Source organism: Actinomadura madurae (assembly GCF_900115095.1).
In the GTDB taxonomy this organism is placed as follows: Bacteria; Actinomycetota; Actinomycetes; order Streptosporangiales; family Streptosporangiaceae; genus Spirillospora; species Spirillospora madurae.
This window is the reverse complement of sequence record NZ_FOVH01000009.1, coordinates 196,450-211,242: the sequence shown is the minus strand read 5'-3', so window position 1 is coordinate 211,242 and position 14,793 is coordinate 196,450. Positions and strand designations below refer to the sequence as shown.

17 protein-coding genes are annotated in these 14,793 nt (G+C 75.5%); 9 read left to right on the top strand and 8 right to left on the bottom strand.

Annotated elements, in window-relative coordinates; genetic code table 11:
* The first annotated feature begins 59 nt into the window (after positions 1 to 59).
* The 8 genes from gvpJ to BM339_RS51685 are packed head-to-tail and all read left to right on the top strand — an operon-like array spanning position 60 to position 3,882.
* Positions 60 to 497 carry a gas vesicle protein GvpJ gene (gvpJ, locus tag BM339_RS25035; RefSeq protein ID WP_075022401.1) on the top strand — a complete coding sequence of 146 codons (438 nt, stop codon included), beginning with the start codon at positions 60 to 62 and terminating at the stop codon, positions 495 to 497.
* Positions 494 to 1,276 carry a GvpL/GvpF family gas vesicle protein gene (locus tag BM339_RS25030; protein ID WP_075022400.1) on the top strand — a complete coding sequence of 261 codons (783 nt, stop codon included), beginning with the start codon at positions 494 to 496 and terminating at the stop codon, positions 1,274 to 1,276. Before gvpJ ends, BM339_RS25030 begins: the two co-directional genes overlap by 4 nt.
* Positions 1,277 to 1,280: 4 nt before the next feature.
* Entirely contained in the window at positions 1,281 to 1,532 is a 252-nt protein-coding gene (locus BM339_RS25025) for a gas vesicle protein GvpG (RefSeq protein WP_021599778.1), read from the top strand.
* A 13-nt stretch (positions 1,533 to 1,545) separates the two neighbouring features.
* Positions 1,546 to 1,806, top strand: coding sequence for a gas vesicle protein GvpO (gene gvpO, locus BM339_RS25020; protein WP_075022399.1), 261 nt, complete (start codon positions 1,546 to 1,548; stop codon positions 1,804 to 1,806).
* A 6-nt stretch (positions 1,807 to 1,812) separates the two neighbouring features.
* Positions 1,813 to 2,247 (top strand): gas vesicle protein, encoded by a 435-nt coding sequence (locus BM339_RS25015; protein WP_021599780.1) that lies wholly within the window; start codon positions 1,813 to 1,815, stop codon positions 2,245 to 2,247.
* A complete protein-coding gene (locus BM339_RS25010) occupies positions 2,244 to 3,161 on the top strand; it encodes a GvpL/GvpF family gas vesicle protein (protein WP_075022398.1) in 918 nt (305 codons plus the stop codon). Before BM339_RS25015 ends, BM339_RS25010 begins: the two co-directional genes overlap by 4 nt.
* Entirely contained in the window at positions 3,158 to 3,364 is a 207-nt protein-coding gene (locus tag BM339_RS25005) for a gas vesicle protein (protein ID WP_075022397.1), read from the top strand. Before BM339_RS25010 ends, BM339_RS25005 begins: the two co-directional genes overlap by 4 nt.
* Complete coding sequence (locus tag BM339_RS51685) at positions 3,361 to 3,882, top strand: gas vesicle protein K (RefSeq protein ID WP_021599784.1); 522 nt, start codon at positions 3,361 to 3,363, stop codon at positions 3,880 to 3,882. Before BM339_RS25005 ends, BM339_RS51685 begins: the two co-directional genes overlap by 4 nt.
* On the opposite strand, the gene BM339_RS24995 is transcribed toward BM339_RS51685, so the two are convergent.
* Positions 3,836 to 4,744 carry a methyltransferase domain-containing protein gene (locus BM339_RS24995; protein ID WP_075022396.1) on the bottom strand — a complete coding sequence of 303 codons (909 nt, stop codon included), beginning with the start codon at positions 4,742 to 4,744 and terminating at the stop codon, positions 3,836 to 3,838. The genes BM339_RS51685 and BM339_RS24995 overlap by 47 nt on opposite strands.
* 29 nt (positions 4,745 to 4,773) lie before the next feature.
* Between BM339_RS24995 and pdxR the strand changes: the two genes are divergently transcribed.
* The gene (pdxR, locus tag BM339_RS24990) at positions 4,774 to 6,366 is read left to right on the top strand and encodes a MocR-like pyridoxine biosynthesis transcription factor PdxR (protein WP_075022395.1); all 1,593 of its coding nucleotides are present in this window, start codon (positions 4,774 to 4,776) and stop codon (positions 6,364 to 6,366) included.
* Here pdxR and cydC read toward each other — a convergent pair.
* From cydC to BM339_RS24955, 7 genes are all read right to left on the bottom strand, one after another.
* A complete protein-coding gene (gene cydC, locus BM339_RS24985) occupies positions 6,327 to 8,075 on the bottom strand; it encodes a thiol reductant ABC exporter subunit CydC (protein ID WP_256255445.1) in 1,749 nt (582 codons plus the stop codon). The genes pdxR and cydC overlap by 40 nt on opposite strands.
* Positions 8,072 to 9,691: a thiol reductant ABC exporter subunit CydD gene (cydD, locus tag BM339_RS24980; RefSeq protein WP_083597899.1), complete on the bottom strand. Its 1,620-nt coding sequence runs from the start codon at positions 9,689 to 9,691 to the stop codon at positions 8,072 to 8,074. Before cydD ends, cydC begins: the two co-directional genes overlap by 4 nt.
* 10 nt (positions 9,692 to 9,701) lie before the next feature.
* Positions 9,702 to 10,445, bottom strand: coding sequence for a cytochrome d ubiquinol oxidase subunit II (locus BM339_RS24975; RefSeq protein ID WP_024936611.1), 744 nt, complete (start codon positions 10,443 to 10,445; stop codon positions 9,702 to 9,704).
* Positions 10,446 to 10,458: 13 nt separating this feature from the next.
* Positions 10,459 to 11,709 (bottom strand): cytochrome ubiquinol oxidase subunit I, encoded by a 1,251-nt coding sequence (locus tag BM339_RS24970; RefSeq protein ID WP_075022491.1) that lies wholly within the window; start codon positions 11,707 to 11,709, stop codon positions 10,459 to 10,461.
* A gap of 122 nt (positions 11,710 to 11,831) precedes the next feature.
* Positions 11,832 to 12,968: an MFS transporter gene (locus BM339_RS24965; RefSeq protein WP_075022393.1), complete on the bottom strand. Its 1,137-nt coding sequence runs from the start codon at positions 12,966 to 12,968 to the stop codon at positions 11,832 to 11,834.
* Positions 12,969 to 13,057: 89 nt separating this feature from the next.
* Positions 13,058 to 13,648 (bottom strand): TIGR03086 family metal-binding protein, encoded by a 591-nt coding sequence (locus tag BM339_RS24960; RefSeq protein ID WP_075022392.1) that lies wholly within the window; start codon positions 13,646 to 13,648, stop codon positions 13,058 to 13,060.
* 109 nt (positions 13,649 to 13,757) lie between these two features.
* The gene (locus BM339_RS24955; RefSeq protein WP_075022391.1) at positions 13,758 to 14,618 is read right to left on the bottom strand and encodes a LysR family transcriptional regulator; all 861 of its coding nucleotides are present in this window, start codon (positions 14,616 to 14,618) and stop codon (positions 13,758 to 13,760) included.
* Positions 14,619 to 14,793: the final 175 nt, after the last annotated feature.

Here is a 14,793-nt window from a genome sequence, read left to right as displayed (position 1 = left end):
GTCAGCACGGGTACACCGGGGTTCGTGCAAAAGCAAGACCCCCTAGACGAGGAGATGACATGACTGGGCCGATCGCCCAGCAGACGTCGGGCAGCACCACCGTGCAGCGCGGCGGCTCAGGCAGCAGCCTCGCCGACGTCGTCGACCTGATCCTGGAGAAGGGACTGGTCATCGACCTGTACGCGCGGGTGTCGCTGGTCGGGATCGAGATCCTCACGGTGGACGTGCGGATCGTGGTCGCCAGCGTCGACACCTACCTGCGCTTCGCCGAGGCCGTGAACCGTCTCGACATCGCCCACGACGGCACCTCCCAGGGCCTGCCGCAGTTCCTGGGCGAGGCGCAGGAGTCGGGCGCCAAGAAGAAGACCCGCGGCGCCCTGGAAGGCGCGCAGGAACGGCTGAAGGAGACCTTCGGCGGCTCCGACGACGACTCCGACGACGACAAGCAGCCCGCACGGCGCCGCTCTTCCCGCAAGAAGGAGGACGAGGACGAATGACCACGCCGCAGACCCCCGGCGGCTCCGGGGACCGGGTCCCGCAGTACGTGTACGGGGTGGTCCGCTCGGATGCGGCGCTGCCGCAGGACGTCGCCGGCCTGGACGACCGGCCGGTGTCGCTGGTCCAGGACGGCGGCGTGTGCGCCGCCGTCGTCAGCGACCTGCCGCAGGGAAGGGCGCTCGGCGAGCGCGCCGACCTGGTCGCGCACCAGCGGGTGCTGAACGCGCTCGTCGACGCCGGGACCGTGGTGCTGCCGTTCCGGTTCGGCGCCGCGCTGTCGGACCGCGACGCCGTGGAGAAGGAACTGCTGGCCGGCAACTCCGACCGCCTCGGGCAGGTCCTGGACCAGCTGGAGGGCCGCGTCGAGCTGCGCCTCAAGGCCACCTACGTCCAGGACGCCGTGCTCCGCGAGATCATGACGGCCGAGCCGGAGATCGCCGAGCTGTCGCGGCGGGTGCGGGAGGTGCCCGCCGACGCCGCCGACGCCGTCTACTACGACCGGGTCCGGCTCGGCGAGCTGATCGCCCAGGCGATGGACCGGCGCCGCGAGGTCGACGGGCAGGTTCTCCTGGACGGGTCCGCGCCCGCCGCCGAGGCGTTCGTGCGCAAGTCCCCGGCCCGCGAGGAGGACGTCCTGGACGCCTCGTTCCTGGTCCGCGCCGACCGCCGCGCCGAGTTCGAGGAGGCCGTCGACAAGCTCGGCCAGACCCACGGCGACCGGATCCGGATCCGGCTGATCGGGCCCCTGCCGCCCTACGACTTCGTCCCGGAGGCGTGAGGCGATGGGGCTGTTCACCGGGCTGGTCACGCTGCCGCTCGCGCCCGTGCGGGGCGTGATGTGGCTGGCCGAGACCCTCACCGAGCAGGCCGAGGCGCAGCTGTACGACCCGGGCCGGATCGCCGCGGAGATGCAGCAGATCGCCGACGAGGTCGCCGAGGGCGAGATCACCGAGGAGGAGGCCGCGGCCCGCGAGGAGGACCTCATCCGCCGGCTGAACGAGGGCCGCGCCCGCGGCTACCAGCCGGGCGGCTGACAGGAGGCCGAAGATGTTGTCCGCGTCCAAGGCCGCCGAGCGCGCGGTCGAGCACGTCACCGCGATGACCGGCCGCAGCGCCGAGAGCGTGGTCGGGGTGGAACGCGCCGGCGAGGACGGCTGGCGGATCACGGTCGAGGTCGTGGAGACCCGCCGCATCCCCGACTCCGCCGACATCCTCGCGGTCTACGACACCGAGGTGGACGCGGACGGGGAGCTGGTCGCCTACCGGCGCGCCCGCCGCTATCCCCGCGGACGAGTGGAGAGGGACTGAGGGGCATTGAGTGAGATCTCCTGGACCGGCGGCCGCTCCCCGGCCCGCTCGATGGCCGGGGAACGGCAGTCGGCCAACCTGGCCGACCTGCTGGAACGCATCCTCGACAAGGGAATCGTGATCGTCGGGGACATCCGGATCAACCTGCTGGACATCGAGCTGCTGACCATCAAGCTGCGGCTGCTGGTCGCCTCGGTCGACCGGGCCAGGGAGATGGGCATCGACTGGTGGGAGCACGACCCGTCCCTGTCGTCCAAGGCCCGCCGCGACGAGATCGACGGCGACGCGGGCGGGGATCGCGAGCTGCGGGAGGAGAACCGGCGGCTGCGCGAGCGCCTGGCCGCGCTGGAGGCCGCCGCCGGCGACACCGGCGACACCGGCGACGACGGCGACCACGCCGACCGGCCGGGCGCCGGGACCGGGAAGGAGACCCGATCATGACCGCCGCACCGCTCGCCGGCGGCACCGCCGTCTACCTGTACGGTGTGGCGCGCGGCCTGGACCCCGCCGCGCTCGGCGACGCCGCCGGAGTCGCGGGCGCGCCCGTGCGCGGCGTGCGCGCCGCCGGGCTGACCGCGCTGGTCAGCACCGTCCGGCTGGAGGAGTACGGCGAGGCCGCGCTGCGCGCCAACCTGGAGGACCTGGCGTGGCTGGAGGCCACCGCCCGCGCCCACCACGACGTCGTCGACCGCGCCGCGCACGCCGCCCCCACCGCGCCGGTGCGGATCGCGACCATCTACCGCGACGACGCCCGGGTCGCCGAGGTCCTGGCCGCCCAGGGCGAGCGGTTCGCCGAGGTCCTCGACCTGGTCTCCGGCCGCTCGGAATGGGGCGTGAAGGCCTACGCCGCCCCCGAGTCGCTTCGCGGCGAGGGACCCGCCCAGGATTCCGGTGGGGGGGTCGCGCCGAGCGCCGAGCCCCCCACCGGCCACCACCCCCACCCCACCACCGGCGACACCGGGCCGGGCGACACCGGGTCAGGCGGAGTCGGGACCGCCTACCTGCGGCGCCGGCAGCAGGAACGGCGCCGCCGCGCCGAGGCGGGACGCCGGATCGCCGGGCAGGCCGACGCCGTCCACGCCGAGCTCGCCGACCACGCGGTCGCCTCGCGGCACCACCCGCCGCAGGACCCCCGCCTGTCCGGCCGGCCCGGGACGCAGATCCTCAACGTCGCCTACCTGCTGGACGACGAGCAGGTGGAGGGGTTCCTCGCGGTGACGCGCGCCGCGGCCGAACGCCTGGAGGGCATCGAGGTGGAGGTGACCGGGCCCTGGCCGCCCTACTCCTTCATCGACACCTCCGGCCCCGGCGCGGCCACGCCCCCGCGGAAGGCGCGGGAGGCGGGGGAGGCGTGACGGCCGTCCTGGACCACGGCGGCGACGCGCCGCTGGAGCGGATCGCGCTGGTGGACCTGCTGGACCGCCTCCTGGCGGGCGGCGTCGTCATCGCCGGGGACCTGGTCATCTCCGTCGCCGACGTCGACCTGGTGCAGGTGTCGCTGCGCGCGCTGATCACCACCGTCCGCGACGAACTGCTCGGTGAGGAGGACCGCTCATGAGCCGACCGACGCGTTCCGGTTCCGGCCGGGAGCCGGTGACGGGAGAGGTGTCGGTGCACGACCCCGCCGAGGGGGACCCGTTCACCGACGACATCCTCGCGGGCCGCACCGCCTCGTACCGCACTGCCACGGACTTGACCGGCACTGATTTGACCGGCACTGACTGGCCTCCCTCCGAGGGGGCGGTGCCGGTGCGGGCGGCGCCCGCCAGGGAGATGGGGCCGCGGGAGCGGTCGTCGCGGACGATGCAGCGGCTGCGGTCCGACCCCGAGACGGTCGAGCGGGACCTGGTGAAGCTGGTCCTGACCCTGGTCGAGCTGGTCCGGCAGCTGATGGAGCGGCAGGCGCTGCGCCGCGCCGAGGGCGGCGACCTGACCGAGGAGCAGGTCGAGGCGCTCGGCCTGGCGCTGATGCGGCTGGAGGAGGCGATGGGACGGCTCAAGGACCACTTCGGCCTCGACGACCACGACCTCAACCTCGACCTCGGACCCCTCGGCCCGCTCCTGCCCGAGGACTGACCGGCGGGTTCACCGCGGTCGCCTTGAAGAACGTGTAGTGGAAGGTCCCGCCCTCGGCGGCGGTGCGGCGCAGGTCGGCGATGCCGCGGTCGAAGTCGGCGGCCGTGGAGAGCCCCGCGGCGACCGCGTCGTCGCGCACCGCCCCGACCATCGCGGTGAAGGTGTCCAGGGTGACCGCCCGCGCCAGATCGGGCCGGGCCTCGTCGGCGTACACGGTGCGGGGACCGGCGGTGACCCGCGCGTATCCGGCGGCGGTCACCAGCGGCCGCAGCCGCCGCCCGACGAGCGCGTCGCCGCCGGCGGCGGCCTGCAGCGCCACCAGGTGGGACACGGCGGCGCGGGCGTGGGCGCTGTCGGGATGGAAGAACGCCGATCCGTGGTCGCCCTCGATGACGGTGAGCGTCCCGCCGGGCCGCAGCACCCGCCGCAGCCCCGCCAGCACCGCGCCCGGGTCGGGCAGATGCTCCAGCACGAAGCACACGAACGCGTGGTCGAACGCCCCGTCGGCGAACGGCAGGTCGTGCAGGTCCGCCCGCACCCACTCCACCAGCCCGCCGCCGCCCGGGGCCGGGAGCCCGGCGGCGGCGACCCGGGCGCGCGCCTGGTCCAGCGACGCCGCCGAGACGTCCACCGCGGTCAGCCGCGCACCGGGGGAGCGGCCCAGCAGGTGCACCGTCTGCGCGCCGACGCCGCAGCCCGCCTCCAGCACCCGGCTCCCGGCCGGGTAGGCGGTGCCGTCGTGCAGCAGCGCGGCCAGCGCGTCGGCCTGGTCGGCGAGCCGCCGCGCCTCCCGCCCCGAGTAGCCGTGCACGTATCCGCCCGGTCCGCCCCCTGGCCCGGCGGCTGCCGTCGTGGTTTCCATGGGGTTCACCGTGGCCCCACAATGGCCTGGTGAACAGGTCCAATGGCGAGCAACCCGAACGGTCCATAACTCGGGGGTCGGACTTCCTCCAGCTCGACCCCTCCGACGCCCCGCCGCGGGGCCTGTCGGACTGGCTCGCCGGGCGCCTGCGCGACGCGATCGCCGACGGCCGCCTGCCCGTCGGGTCCCGCCTGCCCGCCACCCGCGTGCTGGCGGCCGAACTGCGGGTCTCCCGCGGCGTGGTCACCGAGGCCTACCAGCGCCTGGCCGACGAAGGCCACCTCGCCGGACGCGGCCGCGCCGGCACCGTCGTCGTCGCCGCCCCGCTCACCCCCGCCCCGGCCCCGGCCGTCCCGGCCTCCGCGGTCCCGCCCGCCGCCTCGCCCGCGCCGCCGCCCGGCGCGCCCTTCCCCGGCGAACCGGGCGCGGACGTCTTCGACGTCCTGCGCGACCGGCCCGCCCGCATCGACCTGACACCCGGCCTGCCCGACCTGGCCGCGTTCCCGCGCGCCGCCTGGCAGCGCGCCGAACGCACCGTCCTGCGCGACCTGCCCGCCGCCGCCCTCGGTTACGGCGACCCGCGCGGCGTCCCCGCGCTGCGCACCGCCATCGCCGCCTGGCTCGCCCGCACCCGCGGGATCCGCGCCGACCCTGACGCGCTCGTCGTCACCGCCGGGACCGCGCAGGCCATCGGCCTCATCGCCCGCGTCCTGGCCCGGGACGGGATCGGCGCCGTCGCCGTGGAGGACCCCGGCTCGCTCGGCGCCCGCCAGCACCTGCGGCACTGGGGGACCGCCACCCCGCCCGTCCCCGTCGACGCCGACGGGATCCGCGTCGACCTGCTCCGCGACACCGGCGCCCCCGCCGTGCTGCTCACCCCCGCCCACCAGTTCCCGACCGGGGTCGTGCTCGGCGGGCGCCGCCGCCGCGAGCTGATGCGCTGGGCCGCCGGCGGCGGCCTGGTCATCGAGGACGACTACGACGCCGAGCACCGCTACGACCGGCCGCCCGCCCCGGCCCTGCGGTCCATGCTCGCCGACCGCGTCTTCCACACCGGCAGCGTGTCAAAGCTCCTGGCCCCGGCGCTGCGGACCGGCTGGATCCTGCCGCCGCCCGCCCACCTGGACGCGGTCGTCGCCGAGAAGCGCTTCGCCGACCTCGGCAACGCCGCCCTGCCCCAGCTCGTGCTGGCCGAGCTGATGGCCTCGGGGGAGATGGAACGCGGCCTGCGGCTGCTGCGGCGCCGCCACCGCCACCGCCGCGACACCATGATCGCCGCGATCGGCGCGCACCTGCCGGGCGCCCGCGTCCACGGCGCCGCAGCGGGCCTGCACCTGACCGTCACCTTCCCCGGCGGCCTCGGCGACGGGACCGGCGACGGGACCGGCGACGGGACCGGCGACGCCGACCTCGCCGCGGCGGCGCTGGAGCACGGCGTGAAGACCCATCCGCTGTCCTGGCACGCGCAGCGCCCGCACCCGCCCGGGCTGGTCCTCGGCTACGCGGCGGTCCCCGGGTCCGCCCTCACCGAGGGCATCGCGATCCTCGGGCGCATCCTGCGCGAAACGACCCCCCGAGCGGGTCAAGCGGACAGGAGCTCGGCGTCCCACAGGTCGCGGTAGGCGCCCGGCACGGCCACCAGGTCGGCGTGCCGGCCGCGCTGCACCACCCGCCCCCGGTCCAGCACCACGATCTCGTCCGCCGCCGGCAGCGCCGCGAGCCGGTGCGTGACCAGCAGCAGCGTCCCCCCGCCCGGCGCCTCCAGCAGATCGCGCGTCAGCACGTCCGCCACCGGCGGATCCAGCGCCTCGGCCGGCTCGTCCAGCACCAGCACCGGCGGGTCGGCCAGCAGCGCCCGCGCCAGCAGCAGCCGCTGCCGCTGCCCGCCCGACAGGCCCCGCCCGCCCGCGCCGACCACCGTGTCCCACCCCTCCGGCAGCTCCTCCTCCACCACCTCGGCGAACCGCGCCCGCGCCGCCGCCTCCCGCAGCCGCGCCTCGCTCGCGTCCGGGCGCGCCAGCAGCAGGTTCGCCCGGACCGACCCGGCGAACACGTGCGCGTCCTGCGCCAGCCCCCGCACCGCCGCCCGCACGTCCCCGGGCGCGTACTCGCCCAGCGGACGGCCGCCCAGCACGACCGCGCCCGACGCCGCCTCCACCTCCCCGCACACCGCCGCCAGCAGCGTGCTCTTGCCCGCGCCGCTCGCCCCGACCACCGCGACGCGCCGGCCCCGCTCCACCCGCAGATCCACCCCGTCCAGCGCCGCCCCCTCCCAGCCGGCGCCCCGCCCGCCGCCGTAGGTGACGGTGACGCCGAGCAGCTCCACCTCCAGCGGCCCGGCCGGCAGCGGCGCGGGACGCTCCCGCCCCGCCGCCGGGGGAGCGGCCAGCACGGCCGCGACCCGCCGCAGCGCCGACGCCGCCTCCCGCAGCCGCTGCGCCGCGCCCGCCAGCGGCAGCACCGACTCCACCGCCACCAGCGACGTCAGCGCCAGCACCGCCGCGCCGACCTCGTCCACCCCCGCCCGCAGGCCCACCCAGGCGACCGCCGCGACGGTGACGCCCTGCACCGCGAACCCGGCGCCCGCCACCAGCGCCGACACCCGCGCCGCCGCACGCTCGGCGCGCTCCAGGCGCCGCGCCGCGTCACCCGCCCGCGCCGCGTACCGCGCCGACGCCCCCGCCATCGCCAGGTCCGCCGCGCCCTCCAGCACGTCCAGCGCACGCACCGCCAGCGCCTCGCGCCCGGCCGCCGTCCGCGCCGCCGCACGCCCCCCGGCCACCGCCGCCACCACCGGGAGCGCCACCCCCGCCACCAGCAGGCCGCCGGCCAGCACCGCCGCGGCCGGCGCCCGCACCAGCGCGCACACCGCCACGCCCGCCGCCCCGCACACCACCGCCGCCACCGCCGGCAGCGCGCACCGCAGCAGCAGATCCTGGACGGCCTCCACGTCCGACACCATCCGGGTCAGCGCGTCACCGTCCCGCACCCGCCGCCGCGCGTCCGCGCGCGCCGCCGCCAGGGCGTCGAACACCCGCCCCCGCAGCTCCGCCAGCACTCGCAGCGCCGCGTCATGCCCGGCCAGCCGCTCCACGTACCGCAGCGACCCCTTCGCCAGCGCGAACCCCCGCACCGCCACGATCGCCAGCGACAGCGCCGCCAGCTCCGGCCGCTGCGACGCCCGCGCGATCAGCCACGCCGCCGCCGCGATCAGCCCCAGCCCGCACAGCTCCGCCGCCGCGCCCGCCAACGCCGCGGCCGCCAGCCGCACCGCGTGCGGACGCACCGCCCCCCACACACCCCCGCCCTGCACACCGCCCGCGCTTGTCACGCCGCCTCCTCGGCCACCCGCGGCACGACCCGGCCGCCCTCCAGCCGCACCACCCGGTCCGCCGCCCGCAGCAGCGCCGGACGGTGCGCCACCAGCACCGCCGTCCGCCCGGCCAGCAGCCGCACCGCCGCGTCCACCAGCACCCGCTCGCTGTGCAGGTCCAGCCGCGCCGTCGGCTCGTCCAGCAGCATCACCGGCCCGCCCGAAAGGAACGCCCGCGCGATCGCCAGCCGCTGCCGCTGCCCCGCCGACAGCCCCGCACCGCCCTCCCCGAGCACCGTGTCCCACCCGTCCGGCAGGTCGTCCACGAAGTCCACCGCCGCCGCCCGCGCCGCCTCCGCGACCCGGCCCGTCCCCGCGCCGGGGTCCGCGAGGCGGATGTTGTCGGCCACCGACGCCGCGAACAGGTGCGGACGCTGCGGAACCCACCCCAGCCGCGACCGCCACGCCGCGACGTCCAACTCCGCCAGATCCACCCCGTCGACCAGCACCCGCCCCGAATCGGGCGCCACGAGCCCCGCCAGCACCAGCAGCAGCGTCGACTTGCCCGCCCCCGACGGCCCCGTCACCGCCACCCGCTCACCCGCCGCGATCCGCAGCGACACCCTCTCCAGCGCCGCCCGCTCCGACCCCGGATAGCGGACGGTCACCTCCTCCAGCACGATCTCCGGCGCCCCGCGCCCCGGCACGGCACCGCCCGCCGCCGCTCCCGGCCGCGCGTCCAGCGCGGCGAACGCCGCCTCCGCCGCCGCGACCCCCTCCGCGCTGGCGTGGAACCGCTGCCCCAGCGCCCGCAACGGCAGATACACCTCCGGCGTCAGCACCAGCACCAGCAGACCCGCCCGCAGCGCCATGCCGCCCTCCAGCAGCCGCAACCCCACCGGGACCGCCACCACCGCCACCGACAGCGCGCACACCAACTCCAGCACCAGCGACGACAGGAACGCCACCCGCAGCGCCCGCACACTCGCCCGCCGGTGCTCGCCCGCCAGCTCCCGCACCACCACCGACTGGTGCCCGGTCCGCCCGAACGCCCGCAACGTCCCCAGCCCCGCCAGCACGTCCCGGAAATGACCGCCCAGCCGGTGCAGCAACCCCCACTGCCGCCCCGTCAGCGCCGCCGTCCGCAACCCCACCAGCGCGCCGAACACCGGCACCAGCGGCACCGTCACCGCCACCACCAGCGCCGACGCCCAGTCCACCGACGCCAGCCGGGCCAGCACCACCACCGGCACCACGCACGCCGCCAGCAGCTGCGGCACATACCCGGTGAAGAACGGGTCGACCGCGTCCAGGCCCCGCGTCAGCAGCGTCACCCGCGCCCCCGCCCGCCCCTCCTCACCCGGACGCCCGCGCAGCAGCCCCTCACGCAGCCCCCGCTTCACCCCCGCCGCCGCCCGGCCCGCCATCCGCGCCGCCGCCCACGCCAGCACCGCCCGCCCCGCGACCGCACCCGCCAGCCACGGCAGCGGACCTGCGTCCACACCGGCCACCGCCCGCACCAGCAGCTCCGCCTGCACCACCAGCAGCACGCCCTGCCCCGCCGCCAGCACCCCCAGCGCCGCCACCACCCCGCGGGGCAGCAGCCCCAGCAGCCGCCGCTCGACCTTCTTCACCACGGCCCCGCTACAGGTACGAGGGGGCCTGCACCCGGCCCCGGAACGTCCACCACACCAGCGCCTGCGACGCCACCAGCAGCGGCAGCACCGCCACCGTCACCACCGCCGTCATCGTCAGCCCCGCCCCCTCGGCCACCACCTGCGACCACGGCACCTGCGAACCGGCCACCACCGGCGCCCACGCCATCACCAGCGCCGACAGCCCGTACCGCGCCGGGAACCGGCCCGCCCGCTCCGCCGGCCCCGCCGGCAGCCGCCACCGCGCGAACCCCGCGCCGTGCCAGGCGAACAGCGCCGCCAGCGGCAGCCCCAGCACGCTCCCGGCGTTCAGCCCGCCGCCGGCCAGCACCGACCCCAGCACCGACCCCCACGCCAGCGCCAGCGCCCAACTGCCCGCCACGACCGCCGCGTCGCACGCCCCGCGCCACGCCGCCGCGTCCACCCGGCCCCGCAGCCACAGCCCCATGTCCCGCACGACCCAGCCGATCAGCAGCACCACGAACAGCGGGAACAGCTCCTCCAGCAGCCGGTGCTCCAGCCCCGGGAACGCACCCGCCACCAGGCCCGCCGCAGCCACCAGCCACACCTCGTTGCCCAGGAAGAACGGCGCGAACGAGGCGATCACCAGCCGCCGCTCCCGCTGGTCACGGCCCAGCCACGGCAGCAGCATCCCCACCCCGACATCGGCACCGCCCAGCACCAGATACCCGCCGGCGAACACCGCCAGCAACACCACCGCGAGAGACTCCATCGAACAGCTCCTGTCAGAACGTCGCGCTCAACACCGGCTCGGCCGGACCCGCCGGGGGAGCGGCGCCCAGCCCCGCACCCTCCGGACCGCGCCGCGCGAACCGCGCCAGCAGCCACGCGTTCACCACGAACAGCACCGCGAACAGCACCGAGAACGCCGCGAACGACGCCGTGACCGCCCCCGCACCCACCTCCGGCGACACCGCGTCCCGCGTCTTCAGCACCCCGTAGACCATCCACGGCTGCCGCCCCACCTCGCGGAACATCCACCCCGACAGCATCGCCACATACGGCAGCGGCACCGCCGCGATCACCAGCACGTGAAAGACCCGGCCCCGCACCAGCCATCGCCCGAACGGCACCTTCACCAGCGCCACCGCCGCCACGATCAGCATCAGCAGCCACATCGTCGTCATCAGCGCCTCACCGGCGCCCGCCAGCCCCGGAGGCATGTAGTCGTCCGGCCCGAACCGCGCCGTGAAATCGGCCACCGCCGCCGCCGCGTCGTCCCCGCCGCCCTTCGTCGGCTGCACGTACTCGAACTGCGTCCCGCCGAAGACCACCACCGGCATCACCGACACGATCACCGTCACCAGCCCGATCCGCATCGACCGCCGGAAGAACTCCACCTCACCCGTCCGCCGCAGCAGGTGATAGCCGCTCACCCCGGCCATGAAGAACCCCGCCGTCAGCAGCCCCCCGAACAGCACATGGAAGAACGCCAGCACCGCCGTCGGATTCGCCAGCAGCGCCCCCGCATCGGTCAGCCGCGCCGCGCCGTCCACCATCTCGAACCCCACCGGACGCTGCATCCACCCGTTCGCCACCAGCACGAAGTACGCCGACAGGTACGCCGTCAGCGTCACCACCCAGATCAGCGCCAGATGCACCCACCGGTTCAGCCGATCCCACCCGAAGATCCACAACCCCAGGAACGTCGACTCCACGAAGAACGCCACGATCGTCTCCAGCGCCAGCGGCGCCCCGAACACGTTCCCCGTCACCCGCGACAGACCCGACCAGTTCAACCCGAACTGGAACTCCATCACCAGACCGGTGACGATCCCCACCGCATAGTTGACGACGTACAGCTGCCCCCAGAAACGCACCATCCGCGCATGCACCGCACTGCCCGACACCGCCGCCCGCGTCTGCGTCAACGCCACCAGCGTCGCCAGCCCCAGCGTCAACGCCACGAACAGGAAATGCGTACCGGCCGTCAACGCGAACTGCACCCGCGCCAGAACCAGCGCGTCCCCACCCATCAGCACACGCTCCAAGAATCGATCCGCAACGACCCCACGATCCTCGAAGCGCACACCCCGCCACCGAATCGGACGCGAGCGTGCAACCGCCCTGCGCCTTTGGCGCAGCACCCCCCGCCCGCCTACATCTCCCGATGTACGCGCCCCCGCCGCGCCCCCGCCCCCAGGACGACCGCCGTCAGCAGATACGGCACCGCCGCCGCACCCATCAGCACCCCCGCGCCCGCCCACCGCGAACCCACCGCATACCCGGCGAACGCCAGCACCGCCACCGTCTCCGACCCGAACCCCGCCACCGACGTCACCGTCGCCCGAGCCCCGTCACCGATCCGGTCCTGCAACCGCGCGTCCGCAGCCGCCATCGCCCACCGGAACACCCCGAACGCCACCGCCACCAGCACCAGCCCACCCGGCCGCCCGCTCAACGACCCCACCGCAAGGCACACCGCACCCACCGCCAGCACCGGCGCCAGCCACCGCACACCACGCCCCGCCAGCCAGCCGCCCACCGCGTCACCGACCGTCACCACCAACACCAGCAACGGAACCGACGCCGCCGCCACCCCCGTCGACCGCACCAGCAACGGCACGTACTCGTCCAGCGCCGTCACACCCTCCACCGCCACGACCAGCAGCAGCGCCCACCGCACCGCCGGCTCACCCCGCACCTGCGCCCACCCCTGGCGCACCACCGACCCAAGCGACGGCTCCGGCTCATCCTCACCGCCGCCCCGCGACTCCGGCAGGAACCACCCCGCCACCGCACACACCGCGCACACCGCCACACTCGCCAACCCCAGCGCCCGGTAACCCCCCGCCGCCAGCACCGGCGACGCCACCGCCGACGCCGCCACCACCGCCAGCAGCGACACCGCCTCAGAACGCCCCATCAAACGCGCGTACGCACCCGCAGCCCCCACACGCTCCAGCCGCTCGTACACCAGCGCCTGCATCGTCCCCGAACGCAGCGCCGACCCCGCACCCCACAGCACGAACCCCACGGCGAACGCCGCATACGACGGGAACAACACCCACAACCCGAAACCCGCACCCGCCAGCAGGGGAGACACCACCAGCAGCAACCGGCGCGAGAACGCATCCGCCCACACACCGGACGGCAGCTCAAGAGAGAACGTCGTGACCGACCAGATCACGAACAGCGACGAGATCGCAGCGGGCGACAACCCGGTCTCGGCGAACAGCACCGCGTACACCGGGTACAGAACAACGAAATCCTCGAGGAACGCGTAGACGTACAGCCTCCGCGCGAGCCCCGCCTCAGGTGAAGATCAATGTCGACGTCGCATACCCCGCACCCTAACCCCACCGTCCCGCTCCCGCACCCCCGTTATTCCGGGGCACCCTCCGCCGCGGCGGGGGAGCGGCCGAACAGCGCCAGCAGCCGCGCCTGACCGTCGGCATCGTCGGGGACGGCCACCGCGGGCCCCACCATGCCCACCTCACGCCCCCGAGGCGCCATCCGCTCCGCCGTCTCCAGCGCCGGACCCACCAGATCCGCGTCGAACACCACCCTCTGCCCGGTCGCCTGCGCCAGATCCCACGTGTGCACCAGCAGCTCCAGCGGATACCGCTCCAGCCACTCACGCATCGTCATCTCCACACCGATGGCCAGCCCGATCCGCCGATCCAGCGCCTCGGGCGGCAGCGCCGCCATCATGCGACCGCGCACCTCCCGCCACGACGCCAGCGGATCCGCACCGGCCACCGCCCGCCAGTCCGGATCCTCCCGGGGGAGAGGACGCCCTGCCGCCCGCAGCTCCACCACCAGCAGACCCGCCGTGACATGCCCCGCCACATCCACCGCCGCCCACCCCTCGCACGGCGACGGCGAAAGCCACCGATCCGCGGGCGTCGCCGCCAGCACCGCCTCGAAACCGTCCAGCGCACGGACGAACTGCTCTGGAACCACGACGCCCACATCCCGTTCCCGACGCCCACACACCGCATGCCCGCCACCGCCATGGCGGCCCCGCCAATGTAACGACCGCCACCGCCCGCCCCGCCCCCATGGCCACGACCGGCCCGCGCTAGACGCTCGACACCAAGATCTTGATCAACGCGGCCGTCGCCGGCGGATCCGGCGGCTCGCCGTAGGCGACCGCGAAGACCTGCCGGGCACCGCCCTCGATCTCCGTCGCGTGCACCCCCGGCTCCCGGTGCGCCTCCAACGCCAGCCCCGGAAGCGTCGCCACCCCCATCCCCGCCGCCACCAGCGACTGCACCACCACCATGTCGTCACTGGAGAACGCGATCCGCGGCGTGAACCCGGCGCGCTCGCACACCGCCACCATCGCCGCCCGACACCGCTCGCACCCCCCGACCCACGCCGAATCCCGGTAATCCTCCAGCCTCGCGTCCGGCTCCCGGGCGATCAGGTACAGCGGGTCCTCCAGCAGGGGAGTCAACCGGAACCCCTCCTCCTCATCCGGGGTGTCGGCATGCCGGAACACCAGCGCGACGTCGACACGCCCATCACGCAGCATCCGCAACCCCTCGACCGGATGCACGTCGACGAGATTCAGCTCCACACCCGGATACGAGGCCGCCAGCTCGGCCGCCGCCCTCGGCACAATCGTGCTGAGCACCGTCTGGAACCCGGCGACCCGAACCCGCCCGGCCCGCAGCCCCACCTGGGCCTCCAGCTCCGCCGAAGCGGCGTCCACCCGCCCGACGATCTCCCTGGCCCGCTGCGCCAGAAGCTCACCCTCCGGGGTCAGCCGGATGCCCCGCCCCACACGCTGCACCAGCCGCGCACCCGTCGCCGCCTCCAACCGGCCCAGATGATGGCTCACCGACGGCTGCGAATAGTGCAGCTCCCTGGCCGCCTCCGTCACCGACCCATGACGCGCGACCGCCTCCAACACCCGCAGATGCGTCAAATTCAGCACACATCAAATCTATCTATGCACTTCAGCCCAAGTCGGCATTGGACGTCATGACGGCCGCGAGCCCGGCATCAAAGCCATGGCCAAGCAGACCACCACTCCCGCGCCGCCCAGGCCCGGCCTGACCGAACTCAACACCCGCATCCGGCCCACGACCGTCCCCGGCACAGCCCTATCG